Annotated in this window: 16 protein-coding genes; 3 read left to right on the forward strand and 13 right to left on the reverse strand. The window is 43.4% G+C overall.

Annotation, left to right across the window (positions count from 1 at the left end; genetic code table 11):
- From rsxC to L0P89_RS09600, 5 genes are all read right to left on the reverse strand, one after another.
- On the reverse strand, positions 1–1329 hold the full coding sequence (gene rsxC / locus L0P89_RS09580; RefSeq protein ID WP_235264879.1) for an electron transport complex subunit RsxC: 1329 nt from the start codon (positions 1327–1329) through the stop codon (positions 1–3).
- Positions 1322–2212 carry a Fe-S cluster domain-containing protein gene (locus tag L0P89_RS09585; protein WP_235264880.1) on the reverse strand — a complete coding sequence of 297 codons (891 nt, stop codon included), beginning with the start codon at positions 2210–2212 and terminating at the stop codon, positions 1322–1324. Before L0P89_RS09585 ends, rsxC begins: the two co-directional genes overlap by 8 nt.
- Positions 2213–2214: 2 nt before the next feature.
- Entirely contained in the window at positions 2215–2646 is a 432-nt protein-coding gene (locus L0P89_RS09590) for a SoxR reducing system RseC family protein (RefSeq protein WP_235264881.1), read from the reverse strand.
- A gap of 264 nt (positions 2647–2910) precedes the next feature.
- Positions 2911–4698, reverse strand: coding sequence for a glycoside hydrolase family 9 protein (locus L0P89_RS09595; protein WP_235264882.1), 1788 nt, complete (start codon positions 4696–4698; stop codon positions 2911–2913).
- A 46-nt stretch (positions 4699–4744) separates the two neighbouring features.
- Positions 4745–5539 carry a polysaccharide deacetylase family protein gene (locus L0P89_RS09600; protein ID WP_235264883.1) on the reverse strand — a complete coding sequence of 265 codons (795 nt, stop codon included), beginning with the start codon at positions 5537–5539 and terminating at the stop codon, positions 4745–4747.
- Positions 5540–5669: 130 nt separating this feature from the next.
- Here L0P89_RS09600 and L0P89_RS09605 point away from each other — a divergent pair, with 130 nt between their 5' ends.
- Entirely contained in the window at positions 5670–7841 is a 2172-nt protein-coding gene (locus tag L0P89_RS09605) for an acylase (protein WP_235264884.1), read from the forward strand.
- A gap of 172 nt (positions 7842–8013) precedes the next feature.
- On the opposite strand, the gene L0P89_RS09610 is transcribed toward L0P89_RS09605, so the two are convergent.
- Together L0P89_RS09610 and L0P89_RS09615 are read right to left on the reverse strand one after the other, a co-directional pair.
- Complete coding sequence (locus L0P89_RS09610; protein ID WP_235264885.1) at positions 8014–8652, reverse strand: hypothetical protein; 639 nt, start codon at positions 8650–8652, stop codon at positions 8014–8016.
- 95 nt (positions 8653–8747) lie between these two features.
- Positions 8748–9644 carry a serine/threonine protein phosphatase gene (locus L0P89_RS09615; protein ID WP_235264886.1) on the reverse strand — a complete coding sequence of 299 codons (897 nt, stop codon included), beginning with the start codon at positions 9642–9644 and terminating at the stop codon, positions 8748–8750.
- A gap of 114 nt (positions 9645–9758) precedes the next feature.
- On the opposite strand from L0P89_RS09615, the gene L0P89_RS09620 reads away from it, so the two are divergent.
- A complete protein-coding gene (locus tag L0P89_RS09620) occupies positions 9759–12131 on the forward strand; it encodes a GAF domain-containing protein (RefSeq protein WP_235264887.1) in 2373 nt (790 codons plus the stop codon).
- Between the two features lie 2 nt (positions 12132–12133).
- On the opposite strand, the gene L0P89_RS09625 is transcribed toward L0P89_RS09620, so the two are convergent.
- Positions 12134–13321, reverse strand: a complete 1188-nt coding sequence (locus L0P89_RS09625; protein ID WP_235264888.1) for a Pycsar system effector family protein — start codon at positions 13319–13321, stop codon at positions 12134–12136.
- A gap of 53 nt (positions 13322–13374) precedes the next feature.
- Here L0P89_RS09625 and L0P89_RS09630 point away from each other — a divergent pair, with 53 nt between their 5' ends.
- The gene (locus L0P89_RS09630) at positions 13375–17067 is read left to right on the forward strand and encodes a metallophosphoesterase (RefSeq protein WP_235264889.1); all 3693 of its coding nucleotides are present in this window, start codon (positions 13375–13377) and stop codon (positions 17065–17067) included.
- Here L0P89_RS09630 and L0P89_RS09635 read toward each other — a convergent pair.
- The 5 genes from L0P89_RS09635 to L0P89_RS09655 are packed head-to-tail and all read right to left on the reverse strand — an operon-like array spanning position 17032 to position 26764.
- A complete protein-coding gene (locus L0P89_RS09635; protein WP_235264890.1) occupies positions 17032–17934 on the reverse strand; it encodes a hypothetical protein in 903 nt (300 codons plus the stop codon). The genes L0P89_RS09630 and L0P89_RS09635 overlap by 36 nt on opposite strands.
- On the reverse strand, positions 17924–18826 hold the full coding sequence (locus L0P89_RS09640) for a GyrI-like domain-containing protein (RefSeq protein WP_235264891.1): 903 nt from the start codon (positions 18824–18826) through the stop codon (positions 17924–17926). The genes L0P89_RS09635 and L0P89_RS09640 overlap by 11 nt, the downstream gene beginning before the upstream one ends.
- A gap of 27 nt (positions 18827–18853) precedes the next feature.
- On the reverse strand, positions 18854–20179 hold the full coding sequence (locus L0P89_RS09645) for a vanadium-dependent haloperoxidase (protein ID WP_235264892.1): 1326 nt from the start codon (positions 20177–20179) through the stop codon (positions 18854–18856).
- 5 nt (positions 20180–20184) lie between these two features.
- Positions 20185–23430, reverse strand: a complete 3246-nt coding sequence (locus L0P89_RS09650; protein WP_235264893.1) for a VCBS repeat-containing protein — start codon at positions 23428–23430, stop codon at positions 20185–20187.
- Positions 23423–26764 carry a VCBS repeat-containing protein gene (locus L0P89_RS09655; protein ID WP_235268020.1) on the reverse strand — a complete coding sequence of 1114 codons (3342 nt, stop codon included), beginning with the start codon at positions 26762–26764 and terminating at the stop codon, positions 23423–23425. The genes L0P89_RS09650 and L0P89_RS09655 overlap by 8 nt, the downstream gene beginning before the upstream one ends.
- Between the last annotated feature and the right edge of the window lie 63 nt (positions 26765–26827).

Genomic DNA, 26827 nt, shown 5'->3' on the forward strand with positions numbered 1-26827 from the left:
TCAATTCTTTGAGGTTTCCAATTTTTTGGTCACATCTTTACCAAACCTGATATAGTCTAACAGGGGGCGATGTGATGGGCATACATAACTACATGAACCACATTCGATACAGGTGAGAATATCTTCTTGGCCGGCCATTTCAAACATGCCCTTTTCAGATAGGTTCATCAACAAATGGGGTTCTAGGCCCATGGGGCAGACACTTACACACTCACCACAACGGATACAGTTCTTTGTTTCGCCCCTGTCGGCTTCCTCGTCGGCGATGAGCACTATGCCCGAGGTTCCCTTGGTGATGGGAACATCGGTGTTTTTTAGGGCCTTGCCCATCATGGGACCGCCGTTGAGTATTTTTCGTGTGCCTTCAGGGAGGCCTCCCGCACCTGCGATCACATCTTTGATGGGTGTTCCTATCTTTATCCAATAGTTTGAAGGGCTTTCCATTTTTTTGCCGGTTACCGTCACCACGCGTTCCATTAGGGGCCTATTGTGCTGAACGGCCTCATAGATGGCGAAAATGGTGCCCACATTGTGTACAATGGTGCCCACATCCATGGGCAGCCCGTTTTTGGGTACCTCCCTTTTCAATAGGGCTCGGATAAGTTGCTTTTCACTGCCCTGCGGATATTTTACTTGCAAGGCGGCCACATCGATGCCCTTTTCAGAAGCAGTGGATTTCTTGAAGAGCGCAATGGCGTCTTTCTTGTTGTTCTCGATTCCTACAATGGCCCTGTCGATGTTCAGCGCATACATCAATATCTTGATGCCCATTAAGATTTCCTGGGATTTTTCGAGCATCAATCTGTGGTCTGCGGTCAAATAGGGCTCACACTCCACACCATTGATGATCAGGCAATCGATTTTTTTATCGTCCTGTACGTTCAATTTCACGTGTGACGGAAAAGTAGCGCCTCCCAAGCCAACGATACCACAATCCGAGATGCGCTGCATAATTTCTTTCGGCGACAGTTCGATTTCCTTTTCAAGCGGGTATTCGACTTCTTGAAAATTCGATTCGTTCTTGGCATCCGTCCGAATGACGATACACTGTTTTTTATAACCACTGCTGTCAACGATCATATCGAGTTTGGTCACCATGCCCGCTACCGGCGAATGAATATTGGAAGAGACAAAGGCCCCTGATTTGGCAATGACCTGGCCAATACCGACCTTTTCTTTTGCTTCGACCACAATTTCGGCGGGTATGCCAATGTGCTGCGCTATGGGCACATATACCATTTTGGGCACAGGCAGTCTTTTGATTTGTTCAGATGAGGTCAGTTTGTTTTCTGGAGGATGTACCCCCCCTTTGGGAAAGGTTTTAAGCATTGCCGACGGTTTTTGTGAATCCTACCTCCGCGACCGCCTCGGCTACCGTTTGTTTGATTTTTTTCTTCGGAAAATTGGTTTCGATGATCGACTCTGTAGGGCACACAGGAACACATTTTCTACACAGTGTACAGTACTCAGGGTCGATATAGGCCAGATTGTTGACCATGGTGATGGCTTCTTTCGGGCAGATATCAAAACATTTAGAGCATCCGATACAGGCCACTGAGCAAGCTTTTCTGGCAATACCGGCCTTATCTTCGTTTAGACAGCCCACAAAGATCTTAAGGTCACGCTTGTGCTTGGGCCGCATTTCGATGATGTTTCTAGGGCAGGCAGCGGCACACATACCGCAAGAGGTGCATTTGTCAGTGATGACCACGGGCAGGCCCGTTGCTTCGTCCATGTACATGGCATCAAACTGGCATGCCGAAACGCAATCACCATCGCCAAGGCAACCATATTGGCAATCGGTCTCACCGCTATAGATCAGGGCCGAGATGGCGCATGATTTCGGACCTTGGTATTCGGTGGTCTTTGGTCGCACATCACAAGCGCCTTGGCAGCGAACCACCGCTACGGTAGGGTCTTTTTCGGCCACTTCCTTGCCCAGTGTCTCAGAGACCAGTTGCATCACATCATTGCCCCCTACAGGGCAGAAGAGATCGGAGATATCATCGGCCGCCACCAGTTTTTCGGCAAATGCCTTACAGCCCGGTGAGCCACACCCAGCGCAATTGGCGGCGGGCAAAAGTTCCTCTACCGTTGCGATCAGTGGGTCTTCGTACACATAAAACTTTTTTGAAACGATGTAAAGCACCATGGCGGCCGTAATGCCCAATGAGGCCAACAAAAGAACGCTATATAGAATGGAGTCGAGCATCGTTATTGTATTTTTAATACGGAAATGGCAAACTTCTTTTTAAATAGGTCCTTTAGGGTATTGAGAACAAGATAATAGGGAACCAAAACCAATAGCGATAATACTCCGGCCACCCATTCCTGTACAAAAAAGGCAGCGGCCCATAAAGTGAGTATCATCAACAAAAAGGGAAATACGTAGGCCCAAAAAACCGCTTTGAGACCCAATCCTTTTTGCAGCACCACTGTCACAGGTTCGTTAAGTTTGAACGAGCCAATGGGGGCAGACACCTCGATTTGCTTCGAGCCCGAATCAGCAATGCCACACGTGCCCTTGGCATAGCAAGACTCGCATTGTAGGTTTTCATCCAATGAAACAATGAGCGAACGACCTTTTTTTCCAGAAACCACTCCAGAATGGGTCAGTGTACCGCTGTTTGTCTGTACTGGATCCATTGTCATTGATTTTTGTCACAAAATATAGAACGAAGTTACTATAATGACGTGCCCTATTTTATGACAAAAGTCATTTATGGGCAGCATGGCCTATTTCGCCCATTACATCGATTTGTGGCCGGTTTTTGGGCTCAGGCCATGACTGGCAATGTTTTTTTGTAAAAGACGACCAGCATTTGGCGGTCGTATGATTTGGCCGAAGACTTGTATTGACCGGGAGCCAAATAAGCTCCTAAAAACCATAAATCAAGCACTTTTTCAAGATTATTGCGCATCGCCCCAATGGGCCATCATCAATATGGCCCCCGCAGTGCCATCCATGGTCGGTTCATTTGTTGAATAGTCACCGATATCATCATGGTAGGTCACAAAGTCATTCTGAAACATAGCAAATTCATCAGGTTCATTGAGCTTTAGACCTTTTAAGGATTCATAGATGGTGTTGTAAACAGGTCCGTCAACAAGACCTCCGGGCACTTCTTTTTTGGTCATGGCCCATGTACTGGTGTGAACATCCAAAGGGTATTCGCCCGCTTCAGGCATCTTGGTGAACATCGAGGTTCCCCAGGGGTTTCGACCAAAAAGCCAATCGCGTTGTAAGATCATGAATTTGGTATAGGTGTCGTCACCGGTCATTTTTTCATATAAGATTCCCTGAGTGATAAGGCTTGTCAAAAGATTGTTGGAACACCAAATAAAAGGTATCCCGATCTGATACGGATTGGTTTGGCCCCTTTTCACGTTTTCTTCAATACCGATCTTATAATAATCGGTAAGCACTTTTTTAAATTCATCGTCAACATGCTCGTACAGTGCAAAGTGCCCCATATTCACAAAGGGATAGTATTGGTAGTGTGGTACCGAGTCATACTGCATCCATGAAACGGTATTGGCCTTTAGCGCATATTTTTTGGCATCATCAAGGTATTCTCTATCGCCTGTGGCCTTGTAGAGCTCTGCAGCGCCCCACTCCATATCATCGGCCCACGTTTTCTCTGAATAGCGGTAGGGGGCACCATATGAATTGCCCTGTTGATAGCCTTCTTTTTCTTTTCCCAAACTGTACAGTGATTTTGCCGCTTTTAGGCAGATTTCCGCAAAAAGGCTGTCCTTCAATTTATTTTTCCAAATGCGATGTGCAATGGCCATGGCCGCAGCTGACCGACCGGCCAGATTTGAGACGCCCGTGGCCTCGCTTTTGTATTTGTTAAGCCCTTGAGGGGTTCCGGTGGCAAAGTAAGCCGCCCTATAGCTATTGCCGCCCCACCCATAGTCAGAGTGGTCATTGTCGGGCATTTTCCAACCGCGATGATCTCGGTCATCGGCGATTTGATGAATCAGTTGGTCGGGTGCGGGGTGCAGTTTCAAGATCCAATCCAATCCCCATTTGGCCTCATCGAGCACATCGGGAATGTCATTGGAAAACGGTTGGCCCAAAGCATTGGTTCGGTCAAGAAATGCATTCGGGTATAGTTCAAAGGCCTTGAGCATATGCGCAGTGGCATAGCTTCCGGTGATGAGATATTTCAATTGGTCGCCGGCATCATGCCAGCCCCCACTGGCATCGACAAAGGTCGAATCGGGCATGGGGCCGTAAAAAGAGCGACCGTCCCTTTGGTGGCATATCATATCGAAGAACGGATTGTACCCACAACGCTGCTGCCGCATGAACTCCAACAATTTTTCACTCTTGTGCAAATAAGCATTTTTAGAAATCTTGAAAGGTTGTGACCTGACCTTTGTTTTCTTGCCCTGCAAAAAATAATGCCCCTCATGGGTGACTTTGGTGAAATCAAGTGTGTAATAATGCTCAAAAGTGCCCCACCCTTTTTGTTTTGAGCGATTGGGCCTGATGGTGGCGATGGTTTTCTCTCCATCCGAAGAAATCAATAGAAAGTCTTCGTTTACCTTTTGATTCGAAAAGACCAAAGCGATTTTTGTTTCTTCGGGAAGATACCCCAACTGGTTTACCCGTATGTATGTATTTTCAGAAATGTCATGGGCAAAAATGGAAGGTCCGGTCAGCAATATCAACAGCAGAAAACGATACATTAAAATGATGATTTATGATGGAATGTGAGGAAATATACCACTAAAACTAACGGTTTGCAAGAAGTTCTGTCAAGGCAACGAATTCATATCCCCTTGAAGAAAGCACTGCGATGAGTTTTGGTAAACGATGGTAAAACTTGTCTGTTCTACTGGGGTCGGTACCGATGTGGATGAGCAACAAAAAACCATTAAGGCCAGAAGTGTTGTTTGTTTCAAATGCGACAATACTATTGAATATTTCTTCACTGTTTCGATAATTCGACATATCGGGGGTGGTATAATCGGCATGTGAAAGCGTGCCGTGCGTCATGTTGATGAGTTGGAGGCTTTGTTCCGTTGTCCATGAACTGATGGTTTGATTGTACCACTCATAGGGCGGTAGGTAAAAAGGCGCCTGTTCTTTCGTGATTCCGAATCGTGCCATGGCCTTGTAATTGTTCTCCAGATCGTTCACAAATTCGGTTTTGCTGACCAAGAGGCTGTCCCTATTGTTCCAATCGCAGTACAGCAAATGCTTGTCAGAGTGCGCCCCAAGGTAGTGCTTGTCTTTGACCAGGTTTTTGATAGTTTCTTCAAATGCGGGATTTCGATAGAAATTTCCCGTAAAAAAGAAGGCCCCTTTTATGTCGTTCTCTTTCAACGTTTCTGTAATATGGCCCCCTCCATCTGCAAATTCATCACCGGTGAACACCAATGCGATTTTTTTGACGGTACTGTCACCGCGAACCAGTGCACCGTGGTAGTAGGTAAAATTATCAGCTTGTTGCACTGAGGTTTTTTGTGCATTGGCACCATACCCTAAAAGAAGTATAGATAGGCAAAGCGTGAATCGAATGCACATACAGACCGTTTTCAATGTTTAGGGAAAGGTAGTGATTTGCAATCAAAATGGGATATGGCCATGAACGTACACCTGTTGATTTCCTTACCTGCAAGAAAGTATGTAAATTCAGCCAATAACGACATTCTTGATGAAAAAGCCCATACTACTCCTTCTTTTGATGATTACGGTATCATGTGGAACCAATATCGAACGGGCCGAGGTTGAAAAATGGAAAGCCCAAGCTGAAAATGTGACTATTATTCGAGATGATTTTGGGGTGCCTCACATCTACGGAAAAACAGATGCCGATGCGGTATTCGGATTGCTCTATGCGCAGTGTGAAGATGATTTTAACCGAGTGGAGCAGAACTATATCTGGGCGACGGGCCGATTGGCCGAGGTCGAGGGCGAAGAAGCACTGTACAGCGACCTTCGGGCCAGACTTTTTATGACCGAAGAAGAAGCAAGGCAGAATTACGAAAACAGTCCTAAGTGGTTGCAAAGACTTTGTGATGCCTTTGCAGATGGCATCAATTATTATCTGCACACCCATTCTGAGGTGAAACCCAGACTGTTGACCCGCTTTGAACCGTGGATGCCCTTCTACTTCAGCGAAGGGAGCATAGGGGGTGATATCGAGCGGATTTCTGCCCAAAAAATCAAAAGCTTTTATGAGGGTGGAATGGATATTCCGGAAATGGAAGAACCGAGGATGGGCAAGAAAACTGAAATGGCCGAACCCCAAGGTTCGAACGGCATTGCCCTTTCAGGAGCATTGACACAGTCGGGCAACACGATGCTGCTGATCAATCCGCATACCTCCTTTTATTTCAGGGGAGAGGTGCACGTGGTTTCTGAAGAAGGGTTGAATGCGTACGGTGCGGTCACTTGGGGGCAGTTTTTTGTGTATCAGGGCTTCAATGAAAAAACGGGTTGGATGCACACTTCGACCTATACCGATGTAATGGATGAGTTCAAGGAAACCATTACAAGAAATGGGGATAACCTGTTCTATGTGTATGGTGAACAACTTCGACCTGTCAAACAATCAGGGGTGACGTTAAAATACAAGACCGATGGGGGCATGAAAGAAAAAACGTTACCCATGTACCATACCCATCACGGGCCGATTACCCATTCGGTCGATGGACAATGGACGGCCTCTGCCATGATGTGGGAGCCAATCAAAGCGTTAGAGCAGTCCTACATCCGTACTAAACAAGATGGGTACGAGGGTTTTCGAAAAATGATGGATATCCGCACCAATTCTTCGAACAACACTGTCTATGCCGATGCCGAAGGTAATATCGCCTATTTTCATGGCAATTTCATTCCGAAGCGCGATACGATTTTCAACTATACTCAGCCAGTCGATGGCAGCGATCCCAAAACCGATTGGCATGGGTTGCACACGGTCGATGAAAATATCTTGATCAAGAACCCACCGAACGGCTGGATCCAAAACTGCAACTCTACCCCGTACACCGCTGCGTTGGAGCATAGCCCGAAGCGTGGCGATTATCCAAAATATATGTCGCGTGATCAAGAGAATTTTCGCGGGGTACATGCCATAGCGCTCTTAAAAGACCGAAGCGGCTACACGATCGACAGCCTTATCAAACTGGCTCATGACCCATATCTGCCGGCATTTAAGGCTTTGATTCCAGGGCTGATAAGAGCCTATGATGTGAATCCGATCCCAGAATTAAGGGAGCCGATCGAAGTATTACGGCAATGGGATTACAGAACCGGAACAGCATCAGTGGCCATGACCCTGGCGCATTTTTATGGAACAAAGAGCTATCAAAAAGCGAAAAGACCAAAGGGCTTGTATGCCATGGAGCTTGTAGAATATTGGGGCGATGATTCTCCCAATTCTGAAAAGATAAAACTATTCACCGAGGTGCTCGCAGACTTAAGGGACAACTTTGGCACATGGCAAATGCCCTGGGGTGATGTAAACCGCTATCAACGTTTGAATGGTGATATTCGACAAGCTTTTGATGACTTAAAGCCCAGTATCCCCATCGAGTTTGCCAGCGGGCGCTGGGGTTCATTGGCCGCCTACGGGGCCAGGTACCATAACAACACCAAAAAAATTTATGGCACGCGTGGCAATAGTTTTGTGGCAGTAGTGGAATTTGGCGACAAGGTCGAGGCCAAGACCATTTTGGCGGGGGGGCAGAGTGGTGATCCCCAATCACCACATTTCGATGACCAAATCGAGAGGTATGCCGATCAAGATTGGAAAGATGCTGCGTACTACAAAGAAGATGTGTTGAAACGGGCCAAACGTACCTACCATCCAGGAGAAAAGTGAAGTTGGCTTTGGAATGATGAATGTAGCCTTCAGCATTAGGAGTTATGCACGAAGTACGAAATAGGAAATACGAAGTGCGAATTTAGAGTGTTAAACTAATAGCGAAGTTGGGGTAGTAGCTGAAGTATGCCGAAGCGAATCTGATACCTGAAACCTTTAAACTTTACAGGTGTCATTCTGCTTCCTTCACGACTATCAAACTAGCCTTTGACCCGGTAGACAGATTCCACAGGTTATTGTGTATCACATTGCCTTTGTCATCGGTGACCACGATTTGGGCGGTGTTAGGCCCAGATGTACCTTGGTTTAGGGCCTCAAAATCCAATCGGTTGAACCCTTCGACCAAATCGACATTGACCCCTTTAAAAGAGCCTGAAAGCAAAATATTATATTCTATGACCACACCATTTAGATAGACTTTGACACGGTCGCCATCAACGTATTCATGGTCACGGCAGACCACCCCCACAAAACCGGCCTTGGTCTTGACATCGCCGAGGTACATATCCCCGAAATGTTTGTTCGAACCCTTTTTCTCTTTTTCGACCACTTTTGGATCAATGACCATATCGTGACCGGCCTGAACCAGTTCTTGGTCGGGCAACATCTTGATATTGGGAGTATTGTCTTTTGAAAAGGTGTTTTCATCAATGACAGAAGGCATGCGAAGAGAAGTACCTTGATTACTTGGTTTTACACCCAAATTGTTCTTTTCACCAATCTTTAAGGGTTTGGTCGTGGGAATATCACCCTGCGCGTACCCTATTTGGGCCGCAAGGGCAATCAGAAATATTACAATTGACTTTTTCACCTAAGTTTTGGTCGTATGAGCATACTAAAATTAACAAATACCTTGCCAAGACTATGGTAAAAGGCTGTTAAAACAGTCAAATTTTCGATGAAGAATCATTTTTGGATATAATCGATCAGTTTTTCAGGCCCCTCGAGCAAAACACGCACGATTTGCAATGTACCATCGGGTTTGGTGGCAATGTGCCATTTAATCAATGAGATGCGTCCGTTTTCAATTTCAATTCCTGTAATGCTACGGGGATGCACACAACTACCATCGTTGAAAAAGGGAATTTGTCCGGGTTCTGGAAAGCGAGGACGATGTGTATGCCCCGCGATGGTGATTTTCAGGTCATGGCCCAAAATCCAACGTTTGATGCGTTTTTCGATGCGGATGAGCTCTTTGTAGTTTTTTGCCGGACTGGTGGGATCTGCTATGCCCCAAACCTGAAGGGGTTTCCAAAGCACCCGAACCAAAAAACGACCAATTCGCCAGCAGACATAGTTCCACCAATCGGCCTGGTGCCCATGGGCACAGAAAATCTCTTGGCCTGTTTGACTATGTTTCAGTACTAGAGCTTCATGGTATTGAATGTTCTCAAAAAGCTCTTTATCTTTTCCTTCGATGGGTTCAAAGTAGTGGTAGAGATGTTTTTCGACATGGTCTTTACTGCGATACACCATATCATGGTTGCCCCATACCATATGCAACCGGTTTTCTAAATGGTATCGGCGCAAAAGCTGAAAGACATTTTTATGGGCCTCAAAAATGGATTCAAAGTGCAGATTTTCCCAAAGCTCGTCGCCATCACCCAATTCACAATAATGAAAACCCTCTCTGTAGTAGTGGTTTAGGGCATGAAAATAAATGTTCCTGTTGTTCGCGAAATCGTCTGCAAAACTATTGTCGCCCCTGTGACAGTCACTGAAAAAGATAAACTTTGAAGTATCATCAAAAGCAATTGATTTTGCGTTTTTGTAGGCTCGGTTCAAGCGCGAATTTGATGACATTTTTATTTATTTCCCTAAATATCCAAAAAAAGCTCAAAACCCTTAAAGATTCCCTTAACAAAACTTTGCCCAAACTTTTTGTAATTTTACAAGTCCAACCAAGACCAATACGGTATGGAACAGTGGTATACAGGCGAAGCACCCTTGATTCAATTAGTCAGTTTCAACAAATTGTTGCAACACTACGATGACCAATTGAAGAGCAAGGACAAGAATCTTGCCCAACGGGCGAAACAGGTGCTTGATGCACAGGCACCATACCCTGAGCTGCGTGAGGGGTTCGATGATCTATCAATTCTAGAGAAGAGAAAAGATGTGATCAGCACCATTTTGGCAGACACCTTTTCTACGATACTGACAAATAATGAGATCAAGACGGCATCGATACCGTTCAATAACCTGGTTTTCAATTCGACGCAACGATTTCAAAAAATCTTGGAGGAGGCAGGTCCAGACTTCGAGTTGAAAATCCGAAACCTGCCCGATAGCCTGCATTATATTATTCAGTGTACGGTTATTTTGAATTTCCATTATGGGTTCAAGATCGATTTTAAAAGACCATTGTTCTATGACATACCCGATGCCAATGGCATAATGCGCAATTACCGTATTCTGTACAATGCTGATTTCATGGAAATCATCCCCACGGAGAAGTCAAAAAAGCTGACCCAGAAAGATCTAGATGAGCTATTGGAAAATTTTGACAATCTCGATTTGTGGAAAGAAAAGATACCGCCCAACAGTTTTATATCTAAGGGGTTCGTCATCTCTAACATGTTCGATGTTACGGCAGAACATTCCATTTCAGAGATAAAGACCACCTTGATAGGAAGCAACAAACGTAGCAGTGAAAATTTCATGGATGATTTTCAGGACACCTTCAGGGCACTTTTCAATTTAAATGAAATCAGGGTGGGCTTTACCGGGTACGATCCCAACACCAAGAGGTTTATGCGCGTTCACGGCAAGGGTATAGAGAGTTTTATCCTAAAAGGAAAGGATATGGAGTCTTGCGATGCCCTGTTGTGTGATTATTCGTATGGATTATTGCTCAACGAGAACAATTATTTCGCCATTTCGAACGTAGACAAGTATTACGAAAAATCAAACGGATCGCAACCCTATAAAAATCTGCATAGGCAGGGCATCAAAAGTGCGATTTTGGCACCAATTGCAGAAGACGGCAATCTGCTGGGGGTATTGGAGCTTGTCTCTGAAAGGGTAAATGAGCTTAACAGTATCAATGCCAATAAGTTGCAAGATGTAATGCCTTTTATTGTTTCGGCCGTTTTAAGATCGATCGAAGAAGAACAAAACCTTATTGACGCCATCATACAACATGAGTGCACCACGGTGCATTCTTCGGTGTATTGGAAGTTTCAAGAAGAGGCCAAGCGATTTATGACCGACGAGCTGATGGGCAATCAGCCTTCTTTTCAAGAAATCGTTTTCAAAGATGTGTATCCCCTTTATGGGCAGATCGATATCAAAGAATCTTCAAAGAATAGAAATATTGCCATTCAGCGCGATTTGATGATTCAGCTTTCAGAGATAAGCGATATACTCAATAGGGCCTTTGAAAAACTTAAACTACCCATTTACGAAGAGCTGATATTCAGGGTAGACACCTATATGGATGAAATCAAGGAAACCTTGTACGCCAATAGTGAACAGGCCATTTTCGATTTCATAAAAGAAGAGGTAAACCCGGTGTTGAAGCATCTCAAAAAAGAAGATGACGAATTGAAGACCTTGGTCGACAACTATGAAGATAAAATTGATGTAACTACAGAATCGTATTACGACCATCGACGCAATTATGACAATAGTGTTATGGAAATAAACATGCAATTGGCCGCTCTTTTAGACAAAAAGCAAGAAGAGTCCCAAACCATGTTTCCCCATTATTTTGAGCGTTACAAGACAGATGGGGTAGAACACAATATGTACATAGGCAGTTCTATAGCCAATGATAGGGAATTTGACCAACTGTATCTGGGCAATCTTAGGTTATGGCAATTACAGGTTATGGTAGAAATGGAAAATAAATACTATTCCCTGAAACCATCATTGCCGGTAAAATTGGATGTGTCGTCATTGATTTTGGTTTACAGTACTTCTTTGGCCATTCGTTTCAGGATGGATGAAAAACGTTTTGATGTCGATGGTACTTACAATGCGCGCTATGAGATTATCAAAAAGCGCATTGATAAATCATATATAAAAGGCACCAATGAGCGTTTGACCCAAAAGGGAAAGCTGTCCATAGTTTACTCGCAGAAAAATGATGAACTCGAATACCTTCGCTATATCAGATTCTTGAGATCGAAGGGATACTTCACGAACAATGTTGAAATTGTCGAGCTCGAGGGGCTACAGGGGGTTACAGGGCTAAAGGCCATACGTGCAGAAATTCTCTATAAAAAAGATGCCCAATCTGAGAAAACCTACACATATGAAGATTTGATGGAAGAGCTAAAGACCTAGCGCTATATTCTATCGGGCCCCAAATAATGAAATGCCAACCCAAAGGCAATCACCGAAATCACGATACCAATCATAAAAATGGTATAGGTCAGACGCAGAATATTATACTTTCGGTTCAAGACCAACCCTAAAAAGTAGAGATCTTTGGTCAAAGATGAATAAATATATTCTTTGTCTTTGACCAATTCTTGTATGGCCCATTCATATTCGCTCAAAGACATTTTGTGAAAGTTGCCAAAAAACAACAGGTTCACCTTTTTTTGTTGCACGTCATCTTTTGTGAACTTGCCACTGGTAACATTGGGCCTTGTGGCAAGAACGGCCAAAACCATCGAAATCACACTGAAAGTGATAAAAATCACGGTAGGGTAGATCAAGTATTCATTTGAGGGGTTGTCTAATTTTGGAATAAGGTTTGAGAGTGCCACAGAGATGATGATGGCATTTACCGAAAGCAAAATATTTGCCTTGGTATCGGCAATATCACTTAAGGTCAAATGGTTTTTCAACGTTACCCTGAACAAGGTCTGAATACCCCGATCGGGGCTCTCACTTTTGTACTTGGCCTTGAGGGCTTCTTTTTTGGCAATCTCTTTTTCGGTCTTTTTTTCTTTTATAAGTTGTTTTAGGTTTACTTGTTTTCCCTCTTCCCAATGCTCTTTTGCATAGTCGGTATAAAACCTATGCTCATCTCGAAACATTTTTATGTTCGCTTCGCGCCAATCTTTTTGAGAATAGTTTTTTATGCCCAACAATTCCAATTCTTCACGTAAAAAGTCTGAGGTTTCCCAATAACTTTTCTTTGCAAAATGTGAAGCATCGGCATCCCTGATTATTTTCTCAAGAAGATTTGTGGGCTGATGGTATCGTTCAGTGGCCATGATTATAGAACTGACTTGATCAACCCCTTCTGAACCATAGTTTTCGTTTTTTAGAAAATTGGTCGCGATCGTACTGCTTACCTCTTCATGATTTTCAACCCCCTTTGTATAGCCCGTATCATGAAACCATGCAGCCAAGAGCAATTGCTCTTTCTCATCTTTCGATACAGAAATTGCACTGGTCATCTCTTCTATACTTTTGATCACCCTCTGTGTATGTTTGAGATTATGGTAAAGAAAATTCGGATCCAGCTCATTTTCTAACAAATTGGTAACAAAAGATTCAGCTTTTTGAACGATTTCCGACATAGTTGTATATTGATATACCCAAAATACGAATTTTTGGGCTCAAGCTTGTGGACATGAAAAAATTTTACTCTTTTACAATCATCATGGTACTGCTCTCTGCATGTGCCACACAACGCACAAAATACGCAGAGAGTTTTTCAGGTCAAGAAATGATCCCTGAAGAGGAGGTTTCGCATACCTTTTACTTAATTGGAGATGCTGGTTTGTCACCTATGGGCGACATGAACCCCACATTGAAACGTTTTAAATCTAGGCTTGACAAAGCCCCCGAGAATAGCACTGCTATCTTTTTAGGAGACAATATCTATCCTTCAGGATTGCCCGATAAGGGGGAAAAAGGGTATGAAAGTGCCAAGAACCAACTGGATGCCCAATTGAAGGCGTTGGACAATTTCAGGGGTACCCCCCTTTTTATTCCTGGAAACCATGATTGGTACAGCAATGGCTTGAAAGGGCTGAAGCGACAAGAAAGGTATATTGAAAAAGAACTTGATAAAAAAGATGTGTTCCTTCCCGAAAATGGGTGTCCTTTGACCAAAGTGGAAATAGGCGAAGACATTCTTTTGGTCGTGGTCGATAGTGAGTGGTACTTGGTCAATTGGGACAAACACCCTACCATAAATGATGATTGTGAAATCAAGGATCGTCAAAAATTGTTTGACGAAATCGAAAGCTTGATCAAGAAAAATGTTGATAAGACCACTATTTTAGCCTTACATCACCCCATGTTCACTTATGGTTCCCATGGGGGGCAGTACTCTGTTCAACAGCACCTGGCGCCCAAAAATATTCCGCTTCCTGTCTTGGGTACGGTTTTCAATCTGTTGCGTAGAACAACGGGAGCTTCAGTAGAAGATCTTCAAAATAAGCGGTATGACAGTTTTCGCAATCGCATCATTACTTTGGCCCAATACTCAGAAAAGGTCATTTTTGTTTCAGGTCACGAGCATACGCTACAGTATATTGTAGAAGACAATACCCCCCAGATCATCAGCGGGTCAGGTTCAAAACAGGGCGCCACCCGATTGCTGAATGGGAGTCAATTTTCCACTGGTCAAAGTGGTTATGCCGAGCTAAAGGTATTTGAAGACGGGTCGTCTGTGGTAAACTACTTCATAGTTGAAGGTGAAAAAGAAAAATTGTCATTTAGTACCGAAGTATTGCCCGAGACCGAAAAGAGAGATACCTATTCGGGCAAAAATGAATTCCCGGCCTTTGTGGAAGCATCGGTATATGAACCTGAAGAAGTTGATAGGTCCAACTTTTTTAAAGGCATCTGGGGCGAAAGGTACAGTAAATACTATGCCACCAAAATAAAGGCGAAGACGGTGGATCTTGATACGCTTTATGGTGGATTGACACCGATTCGAAAGGGTGGGGGGCACCAATCAAAATCACTTCGGTTGCAACATAAAGATGGCCGGCAGTTTGTCATGCGGGCCCTTAGAAAGAGCGCCGAACAATACCTTCAGGCCATGGCCTTTCAAGATCAGTTCATTGCCGGAAAACTTGAAGACACCGCAGTTGAAGATATTTTAGAGTACTTCTACACGGGATCGCACCCCTATGCGCCCTTTACCATAGCCGAACTTTCAGATGCGGTAGATATATACCATACCAATCCGAAGTTGTTCTATATTCCCAAGCAAAAGGCATTGAAAGGATTTGTCGATGACTTTGGTGATGAACTCTATATGATAGAAGAACACGTTTCAGAGGGGCATGATATGGCAGGTTTCGGTTATGCCAAAAAGATTGAGAGCACAGATGATCTGATACAAAAATTACGAAAAGACGAAGAGTATCAGCTCGATGCCACCGCATATGTCAGGGCAAGGCTTTTTGATATCATGATCGGTGATTGGGACCGACATGTAGATCAATGGCGATGGGCACAATTTGATGAAGGAAAAGACAAGACCATCTTTAAGCCCATACCCAGAGATAGAGATCAGCCCTATTCCATTATGGGTGATGGTGCCTTGATGGGGTTTGCCAGCCGAACCGTTCCTGCGCTTCAACTATTCGAAGGTTTTCACGAAGAGATCAGAAGTGTAAAGGGGTTTACCTCTTCGCCCAAGACCTTTGCGCTCGACATGGCACTATTGTCCGAAACTGAAATGAAGACTTGGGAAGAGCAGGCAAGATACCTACAACAGCATATTACCGAGACCGTCATTGACAGGGCGTTTACAGCTTTTCCCGAAGAAGTTCGTGACAGTACGGTCAGAAAGATCAAGAGCATTCTGCTTGCCCGAAAAGGAAACTTAGTGGAGACCGCTCGGGAATATTATGCCATTTTGAACAAGTTCAGCGTGGTGACGGGTACCGATAAAGATGATTACTGTGTGGTCAACCCTCTTCCAAATGGAGGGGTGAGCGTAAGTATGTACCGTATCAAAAATGGCGAGAAAGCCGATTTGTTTTTTCAGAAAGACTACGACCCAACATTTACAAAAGAAATTTGGATCTATGGTCTGGATGATGATGATGTCTTTCAAGTGACGGGCAACAGCGGAAGAATCAAGCTAAGATTGGTCGGCGGACAAAACAATGACAACTATAAGATTGCCAAAAAATCGAAGAATGTCCACACCTATGATTTTAAGAGCAAGAAGAACACCTATGATGAGGCTTTTGGTGGACGTCTACACAAAATCGACGACTATGAGACAAATACCTACCAGTTTATCAAGATCAAGGCCAGCAACAATCAATTTTTGCCCTCTATAGGGGCCAATCCTGATGATGGTTTGAGAATAGGGTTCACGAACACGTATACGTACAACGGATTTAGGCAAAATCCGTTCACCCAACGACATATTGTCAATGGTGCCTATTATTTTGCCACAAATGGGTTTGATTTCGGCTATAACGGTGAGTTTGCCAATATCTTTGAAAATGTTAACCTTGAGCTCGACGCTAGGTTTACAAGTCCGAATTTTGCCATCAATTTCTTTGGCTTTGGCAATGAGACCCCAAACTTTGATGATGACCTTGATTTTGACTTCAATCGGGTAAAAATCCGTAAAATTATTTTGACGCCTTCTTTGGTATGGCGGGGCCAGCTCGGATCTAAGGTACGCCTAGGGGTTTCATATGAGAACTTCGATGTTGAAGAGACCGAAGACCGTTTTATAGAGGGATTCTTTACGGATCAGGGAAGGGACACCCAGCAAGACTTTGTTGGGGTTGATGCCGAATATTCGTATTCAAATAGTGATAGTGAGGCATTCCCGACCATGGGAATGGCGATTTCACTTCATGGGGGCTACAAGTCGAACTTGAGCGATTCAGATAGGGCATTTGCTTTTTTCATACCGAGCTTATCGTTTGATTACAGGTTGAGTTCTGACGGCAGATTGGTGTTGGCCACCAAATTGAAAGGACATTTCAATTTTGGCGATGACTTTGAGTTCTACCAAGCGGCCACCCTTGGCGCCAATGATGGTCTTAGAGGATTTCGTTTTCAACGATTTACCGGTAAAAGGGCATTTTACCAAAATACAGACCTACGGCTAAGCTTTAGAAAACGGGACTCAGGATTTTTACCTTTTGTACCAGGGATCTATACGGGCTTCGACTACGGTCGGGTATGGCTGCCAGATGAAGATTCTGACAAATGGCACAATTCATATGGTGGCGGATTTTTTGTGGACGGAGTAGGGATAATCTCGGCCAATTTTGGCTTGTTCAGCAGTGACGATGGTTTACGGTTTGCCTTTGGTATTGGGTTCGGGTTTTAAAATTTTGCTTAGTTGCAAACGATACAGATTGCCCCCGGTAGCCCGTGATCTCTCATCGGAAAGAAGCAGGGTATCATGACCGATAAAACAGATGGCCTCCAATTGGGTTCGAAGCCCTAGATCGATCTGTTTGACGCTTCCTTTATAAAAATGGTCAAATTCAAAATCGGTTATGAGCCATAACGTTCCGTAGCCCAAGACTGCTATTGTTTTGCCATCGGGCGAAATTGTGGCTGCGGTCGCCGAGCAGCGGTTCTGGTCATTGCATAAAAACCATTCACCGATCAGTTCGGCCTCATAGCTGCCCTTGGTGTCGGGAACTTTGTAGATCATCGCCTTGCCATCATAGGGCCGCGTGCGGTTTTTGGTTATGATGTAAAGCGAGTTGCCCCAGTGAAAAAAGGCTTCGGCATCATAGTAAAGCTTTGATTTTTTGGGCGGAAATTTTTTTTGTTCCGGATAGCGAAATTCAATCTTCTCCGATTTGATTTTATCTCCTTTTTCCTGCTCTGGATTCGGTAATTTATAGATGACCAAATTCTCTCGATGGTTTTCGTTATTGCCAAAATCACCGACGTATAGATTGCCGTAATGGTCTTTGGTCAAATCTTCCCAATCTTTGTTTTTGGCATTTTTAAGGTCAAGGTGCTTGATGATCTTACCATTGAAATCAACGTGAAAGATGTTGTCGTTGTTGCCACTGTCTTCAATCAGCCAAATGGTTTTGCCATCATAACTAACAATGCCTGAATTTTCGCTCAAGCTTGATGGCAAGTCGGTAATTACGTCCAGTTTACCTGGGTTTTGGCAACTGCAGAGCGAAAAGCTCAGGCAGCCCAAGAGAAAAAAAATAGACTTACTTGACATCTTCTTTGATTGGCAGGTATATTTCAGCTTTCCACTTAAGTTCATTGCCATCTGAACTGGGGTTATTGTGAAACACCTCTATTGGGGTCGGTTCAATGGGTATATCGTTCTTCTCGGCATAATCCAATAGGGCGTACCATGCACGGTCAGAGGTAATGTAATTACCGTAATATTCAGCCTTTAGCGCTTTTTTCTTAAAAATTCTTTTGTATTGGATATCCGTTCCCATCGGTAGTTTTTCTGAACGGATGATGGGCCGTCCGAAATTAAAATGAATACTATCATTGTCTTGGTTCCACTTGGTGACTTCCACTAGAGGAAAGCCATCGAATTTAACGCCCCTGTCCATAAGCTCGCCCATTAGATAACTAAAATTTTTCATCATGCGACCGGCCTTTTTAGGTTGTGTGGCCTTGAGCGGTATATAGGCCACATATTTGGTCGGCATTTCATCTTCACCAACCACTTTCACTTTAAACTTTTCTTTGTGTTCTTGAAGGGTTTCCATGAAATCTCTTACGGTAGCTCTTCCCCTTTTTTCAAAATCGGTATCAGAAAAGGGAACATTCAATTTGTTCGCCAAGCTGTGGTTTTCATCTTTGATGTTCACCACCACTTTAGAAGTGGAGTCGTTAATGGGCTTTATTGACCATCGATATCGATGTATAGAATCACCGAAGCGTATTTTTTGTTCTAGATGATAGAGATCTCCATCCTGTTTTAACTTAACCACCGTGTCTAAATCCTTATCCCATAGTTTCAAAGTTTGATTTATGGCTCCGGGAAAGGTGTTTGCGGTGAATCGAATTGTATAATCTGAAGGTTTAATGAACAAATACCATACAAGTGCCGCAAATATCAAGACAAGGGCACCATACACTATTTTTTTCATAGGGAATTTTTTTGAAGCGGGTTTTGATTAGTTATGCATATTTAAGTTTTCGACTATAAATTTTCCTAGGTCACGACCTTGTTTGACGCCTATTTCAACGGCGGCCCGATAATGGATGCCCCCATACATTCTGCTGATAGCGGCCTCATCTGCTGCTTGCCTGAATGATTTGAACGACCTAACAGGCAAACCGTAGGGTACTTCGGTATCATCATCAAAGGCGAAGTTTTCGCCGAATATATCGGTCAACGCTACTGCAGCGGCGCCAGAAACGACACTATGGCCACTGGTATATTCGGGAAAAGGGGGGGTCTGCAAAACAGGCTCCCAACTATCATCAATATGTTCGTTGATAAGTGTTTCGGGTCGTATGAGATTACTGCGGTATTTCTCATCCCAACAGCTTATAAAGGCATCGGCAATAGCAATTGACGTTTTGGTGTACGCGTATACCGTTTTGGCAAAGTCTGCATCGGTTTGCCTGCTGGCAATTTTGGTAATGCCTATCCAATGTGCACCAGGGGTGATTTTTTTGGTGGCGAACATAAGATGCCCACGAGTAACCGAAACATAGGGATTACAGTCCCAAAACTGGGCGATTGCAACTTCTTCTGATTCATCGCCCTTGGCAGTTATTTCGTTGCTGATATCATATACTTCTTTGACCTCTTTGTAGAAGTCAGAATCTTCTTCCATGGAAAAGGGTGGGGGCCCGGCCGGTTTGAACTGTGATGCGGAATCAATGACAAAGGGCCTGATTTTGTTCCAATGGGGCTCAATACCATTCATATAGGCCGGCGGGGTGGGCTGCCATCTTGATGGGTTGTCAGAGTCTACCGTAAACTTGGGCATGGTACGGGTTTGTTTGTAATTGTCACCATCCATCCATGCTACAATGTGTTCGGCCACTTGTAGGGCATAGTCTTTTGAAGCCTGAAATACTTTAGGGTTTTTCTCTTCCCATTCCGTATAAAGACTATCACGAAATACCTTGATCTTATCTTCAGAAAATATCAATCTTCGACTAACGTCGATATGGGCTATCAAAGCCGCCAGTTTGGTATCAACATCAGCAGACTCGACAGGTGTTGGAATGGGGGTAAGCTCCCTTAACTGACCCGCCAGTGAATTATGCCCACTATTCTCTTGGACTAGAATCTCATAGGCCGCGATATTGGGGTATGCAAAGATTCTGCTGGCCACAGGTGGTGAGAAAATATCATGCACCATAACTTCAGTGACCTTATCGACCGAAGCATGGTAATCTTCAGGCGAAATTTCAATAGATTCATTTTTAGTGCATGCGACAAGAAGAACAAGCAACAAAAACATTAAGATCCCTCTATTTTTCATCTTCCTTATTTTTCATTATTGAATTCGTATACCTCTGCTTTATCATTGTTGTAGGTCACAAGCAGAAATTTTTTATTGCCACGCTCAAGTATGGTCAGGTGGCGAACAGATTTTTGGGTTAGGTCTAGACCGATTCGATTGCCCAAAATTACATCATTTTCATTTTTTATCAAGGCCCCGGGAAAACTGTCAAATCTACCTTGGTAGGGCTTCACCCCAAAATAGTTGCCTGCTGCAAGCGCCTCTTCAGTGCCATTACCATCAAAATCATAGATTGTAAAATCTATGATGGGAGAAACCTGCAATTCTGCCTTAAACGGCACAAAAGTGAATTGCCCTTGTTCATTTTTGAGATATCCTGATTGCAGCTCGCTTGTGGTCAATAGTGCTGCTTTGCCCAGTGCTTTTTTATCAAATACTTGTTCGAGTGTTTTTCCGGCAAACGATTGATAGGTATTGAATTTTTTTCGAAGGGAAACCATTTGATCGGCCAGTCCGTCCAATCTTTCCAATGTGTAGTAGTTGCCATTCTTTTCATAGGCTGTAATGGTCTCTGTTTGCCCATTGCCATCAAAATCGGCAAAGTACATTTTCAACGGATGGGAAACAGAGGCCTTGAATTTTGAGTTGGTTCCCCAATTTCCCAATAAATAATCATTATCGCCATCTTGATCAATATCAAAAGGCTCAATACTTTGCCAGAGGCCATTCAAGTCAAGCGTATTTTCTTCGATCAACTTTGTTCCTGTATTTTTAAAAAAGCGTGGAGGCATCCATTCACCCACCACAATTAGATCCGTGATGCCATCGCCATTGAAATCACTCCATGTAGCATCGGTAACCATGCCTTCTAATTTGAATACCCCGATATCTGCAATACTAAATGTGCCGTTCTTGTTCAGCAATAGATATGACTTGGTCAAAGCACCGAATTTTGAGGTTAGGGAGTGTCCTCCAATGAAAACGTCCAAATCACCATCACTATCAAAATCATAGGGTCTGATCACAGAACTGTTTTGGTATATTTTAGGCAAAGACTGCTTGACAAAAGAGGAGTCACTTCGTACAAAATAGGCGTCCAATAGTACGGGTGATGACCCATAAAAGTCACCTCCACCTGTAGAAAGGAAAATATCATTTCTGTCGTCATCATTGAAATCGGCGATTTCGGCATCGATAATTTCTTGAATGGAATCTTGTACCATTTCTGGCCATCTTTTTTCAGCGAAAACAGAATCTTGAGCTATATATATCTTCGCGGGCATAAATTTTGAACCACCAAAATAAATGTCATCGTCACCATCTCCATTTAAATCGCCCACTGCTACGGCCGGTCCTCTATCAGATAGTTTATACGGAATCAATTTTTCACGATTGAAGTCGATATATGAATCTTCGACATGTTCAAAGTCAATGCCCAGATTACCTTCAACTTTGGTAAAGAGCTGTTGCTTTTTTGGCTGCAACGTTTTGTAATCGAAAGCCATAGTGTTGTTTGGTGAGATGTCAAGGGTTTGGTTCACCGTAACATCTTTGAGTACCTGATAGGTCTTATCTGGCCATATGATTTTAAGCGAGTCGATTCTTTCAGATTTGCCATACCCAAAATGGATGATAGGTTCTGAAGAAGCCTGAAACCCCCTACAAGTATAGAGTTCTTTGAACTGTAGTTTATCGTTATGGTATGAAATGACCTTGGTTCCGATTCCGAATGGATTTTTGTCTTTGTAGTTGAAGCGCAGCTTTAGGTAATTTGATTTGTCATCGGTTTGGTTGATGTATAGAGTGGCCAGGGCATTTAGATTGTTGGTGATAAGATCAATGTCACCATCATTATCAAGATCTCCCCAGGCGGTAGCTCCAGAAATCAGGGTGTCAGGACGAATCCATCGATTTGATTTGTTCTCGAACCGCAGATTTTCTTTTCCCTTGAAAACATAGTTGTGAACCGCCCCTGAGGGCATCATGTCCAGCGCCTTTTGATCGACCAATTTGGTATTGTTTATTTTGTTCCGTATTTGGTCGCTCGACAAAAATTTAATGTAATCAAGGTCATTGGGCCTTTTCGGTATGCCATTCGAGATAAAAAGATCTTGCTGCCCGTCTTGGTCAAAATCGGAGAAAAGAGCACTCCAGCTCCAATCAGTGGCGGCCAAGCCACTCATCATGGCCGTTTCCAAAAAGTTTCCATCAGGCTGATTAATATAGAGCATATTACGAGTAAACTGATAGTGGTATCCGTATCGTTCAACACGTAATTTTTGGATTTGAATATTATCATCCCCTTCCGAAGATTTCAAGGTCACTTCATTTTCTGGAAGCATATCCAAAGAAATCAGATCGGGCAAACCATCATGGTTGACATCGGCTACATCATTGCCCATAGAGAAGCGGCTCGTATGCCCAAAATACTGTTTCAGGCTTTCGGTAAAGGTGCCATCACCATTGTTTAAATAATAATAGTCGTCTTCATGAAAATCATTACCGATATAAATGTCAGGATATCCATCTTGATTGAAATCAGAAATGGCCACCCCTAGACCATAACCATTGACACCCCCATAAATACCAGCTTTTTCACTGATGTCTACAAATTTACCATTATCATTACGCAACAATTTGTCACCCGTTTCATAGTTTCGTTGGAGACGTAGCTCGGCTTTACCATATGATTCGGAGGTGTGTACGGCATGGTTCAACAGGTATAGGTCAAGGTCGCCATCAAGGTCAAAATCCAAAAAGGCCGCTGATGAACTGTAAGAGTCAAAGTCTAGGCCATACAGACTGGATTTTTCAGTAAATGTTAGGTCGCCATTGTTGATGTACAACTCGTTATGGCCCCGAAAACCATTGATGCCGACCATGGCACATACGTAGATATCCAAAAGGCCATCGCCGTTTACATCGCCCATCACTGAACCTGTGTTCCAGCTGCTGTTGCCCTGAATGCCCGCTTGCCCTGATATGTCTTCAAATTCTAGGTTCCCTTTATTTAGGTACAGTTTGTTCTTGATTTGGTTGCCGCTGAAAAAAACATCTATCAAGCCATCGTTGTTGATGTCGCCGACCGCTACTCCGCCACCATTATAAAAATAAAGGTAGTCAAGGATATTCAAGTCATCTGACTCGGTAAGGGTATTCGAAAAGGTGATTCCTGTTTTTTTCGAAGATGGATTTTCAAACAGCTCACCTCCTTTTTTGCAACCAAACACCAAGACCAAACATACAATATATGTCAGCTGTTTACTCATTTATAGCAAAAATCTTGGGTTTGTCATTGTTGATGGCCGCAATCAAATACAAACGTCCATTTTTATCTTTGATGGTTTTTAGGTGTTTTACCTCATCGCGGATGAAGAAACCACTCTTTTCATAGTCTTGCCATTCAAAATTCAGTTTGCCATCACCCAAAAGCACATGGCCGTAGCCAGCATCAAGTCGTGAAAACTGGGGTTTGTATTCAAAATCATTACCGGCCATGACAAGGTCTAGATGTCCATCATTGTTTACATCGGTACAACTCACATCGCATATACAGGAAAATTGCGTTCGGTACGGAAGTCGTTTTATCGAAAACTTGCCCTCTCCTTCATTGATGGCGATTACCGATGATGAAATCTTGCTCTGCTTTATAATGGACTTATCCATTAGCTCTTTTGGAAAAAGCTCTTGTATTGTTCTGCCAGCGTAATCAGAGGCTTTTAGGTTTTGTTTTTTGAGCGAGACCAATTGTTCTGTCAATTCTTTCTTTTGGTGTATCGGGTAATCACCACCATCTTTGTGCTGGGTGACAATCTGTTCAATGGTGCCATTATTGTCGAAATCATTGATATACATTTTCATGGGCTTCCCTTCTTCTGGCTGGTAGTGCAAGTTCTCTCCTTGGTTGCCCAAAATCAGGTCTAGGTCACCATCTTTGTCCAAATCGGCGGCTTCTATGGTATTCCACCATCCATCAAGGCTATCGAGCGTACTTTCCATTTTCATGATGCGCCTACCTGAACCCTGATAAATTTTTGGGGTGCCCCATTCTGAAACCGTGATCAAATCTACTTTTTGGTCACCATCTATATCGGCCCAAATGGCATCTGATACCATGCCCGCATCTTTCAAATCATATCCGGCACGTTCCGTTACATCTATAAACTGGCCTTCTCCACGGTTTTCAAGCAGTAAGTGGTTCGGGTCGAGCCCATAGATTCCGACCACACTCTTTGAACCCACAAAGACGTCTAGGTCACCATCGGCATCAAAGTCAAAAGGGGCGATCACTGAAACGTTCTTGAAAGTTGAGGGAATTACTTTATCGGATACAGAGAGGTTGCCTTGCCCATCATTGAAATATAACCTGGTTCTGTACGTACGCTCTTTTCCTACTTCATTACCACCAGAGGCCACCATCACATCAAGGTCACCATCATTATCGGCATCGAAGAAAGCCGCAGCCGTGTCTTCATAATTATTGTCGTTATTTAAAGCGGCTTGCCTCATCGGTTTCAATCGGCCGTCACCTTCATGAAGATATACTGTTGCGGCAGCACCTTTGGCGCCTCCTATAAAAACATCATCATTGCCATCGCCATTGAGATCGCCAACGGCCATGGCGGGCCCTTCTTGTGAAACCTTCTTATAGATTAGACCCTCATAGTCAAAATCACTGTAATTGTTTTCTTTGTGGGCAATCAACTGCTGATTGTTCAGCTCTTTGAACAATGAATTTGTTTTGATCTCGGTCGTTGGGCGATACACTTCTTTTGCTTGAGACTGCGTGACCATCAATTGTTGGTTGGCCGATATGTCGGTGAACAACTGTGAACGGTCATTGGGCCAGACAATTCTTATGGAATCAAGATTTTTATGTTTTCCGAGGCCTATCGTCATTACATATTCCATCGACGATTGAAAGCCCCTTGATGGCATCAGTTCTTGGTTTATGATATTGTTGCCAAAATAGAGCTTGGCAAGTGCACCCACTCCAAAGGGATTTTTCCCTTCTCCTTTAAATTTCAACTTTATGAAATTATGGTCTTTCAACAATCGATCGGTTTTGTTCTCATACAAAAAGACCTCGGTATTTACATTGTTGATGACCAGGTCAAGGTCACCATCATTGTCTAAATCCCCATAAGCGGCCCCATTTGACATGGTAGGCAAATCGAACCCCCATTCAGTATTGGCATTTGTAAAAGAAATATCACCGTTGTTTTTGTAGGCATAATTTGGTTGGGGCTTGATGGGCATTTTTGCGATGATCGAATCGATGGACTCCTTGCGTCCTGTAAGGGCCATTTTCTGAATGATTTCATTGGCGAAGAAATCGACAAAATCCAGATCGGTCAAATCGTGGTTGATACCATTGGTAATAAAAATATCCTTTAGGCCGTCATTGTCCATATCGAACAAAAGGCCCGCCCAACTCCAATCGGTGGCGTCAACGCCGCTGTAGTAAGCTACTTCAGAAAATGAGCCATTGCCATTATTCAACTGCAATGTATTTTGGATATACTGTTGGTAAAAATCTTTCTTTTGTTTTAGATCGAATACATTGTATCCCTCAAACTCCATAACCGATTTCACCCTTTTTTCTTCCTCTGGTAGCATATCGGTAATGAAGATATCATTATGGCCATCGTTGTTGATATCGCCTATATCAATGCCCATGGCCGAAAGGCTAAGGTGTGAGGTCCAATTTTTAATTTCTTCATTAAAGGTGCCATCTTGGTTGTTGATATAGAGATAATCACGCTCATAAAAATCATTTGACACGTAAATGTCAGGATACAGGTCATTGTTGATATCGGTCACCAAAACACCGAGCCCAAAACCTATTAGGCTGCCATAGATGCCCGCATCTTCACTGACATCAACAAATTTGCCATTATCGTTGCGCAACAACATGTCGCCCACACCTCGAAAGATATGTGGAACCCCTTCCCAATCTTGCGCCCGTACCTTTCGCTGTTCGGCGTAGCCCAAACTGCTCACGGGAATATTGCTGTTGTTCAAGATATAGGCATCAAGATCACCATCTTTATCGTAATCGAAAAAGGAAGCGTGGGTTGAAAAACCTGTTTTGGCCAGATTATATTCATGTGCTTTTTCCGTAAAGGTCAGATCACCGTTATTGATGTACAGATCGTTATCATGGTTGTTTCCTTCGAGATTTCCTGCATTGCTCACATAGATATCCAATAGGCCATCGGCATTGACATCTACTATTGCCGCGCCTGTTGACCATGGCTTGTTGCCTTGAACACCTGCTTTTTCAGAAATGTCCTCAAACTTCAAACCGCCTTTGTTCAGGTAGAGTTTATTGGGTTCCATATTGCCGGTAAGGTAAATATCGGCCAGGCCATCGTTGTTGATGTCGCCAATGGCCACACCGCCGCCATTGTAGAAATTGCGGTATTTGAAAATATTGAAGTCTTTTTGGTTTTCGATTTTGTTTACAAAATCCATACCTGTCTTTTCAGGCCCCAATAGTTCGAACAACGTTTGGGTTTCATTTTCTACAACCTCTTCATTCTTTTGATTGCATGACAGCATCAAAGCTATCAGGCAAAGTGTCATTATGTGTGCTTTCATCATTTTCTTCCATTTTTGAACACGAATATGGGCGAATCGCTATTGTTGCCGACGATATGTTTT

Origin of the sequence: Muricauda sp. SCSIO 65647, assembly GCF_021534965.1 — a bacterium.
Lineage (GTDB): Bacteria > Bacteroidota > Bacteroidia > Flavobacteriales > Flavobacteriaceae > Flagellimonas_A.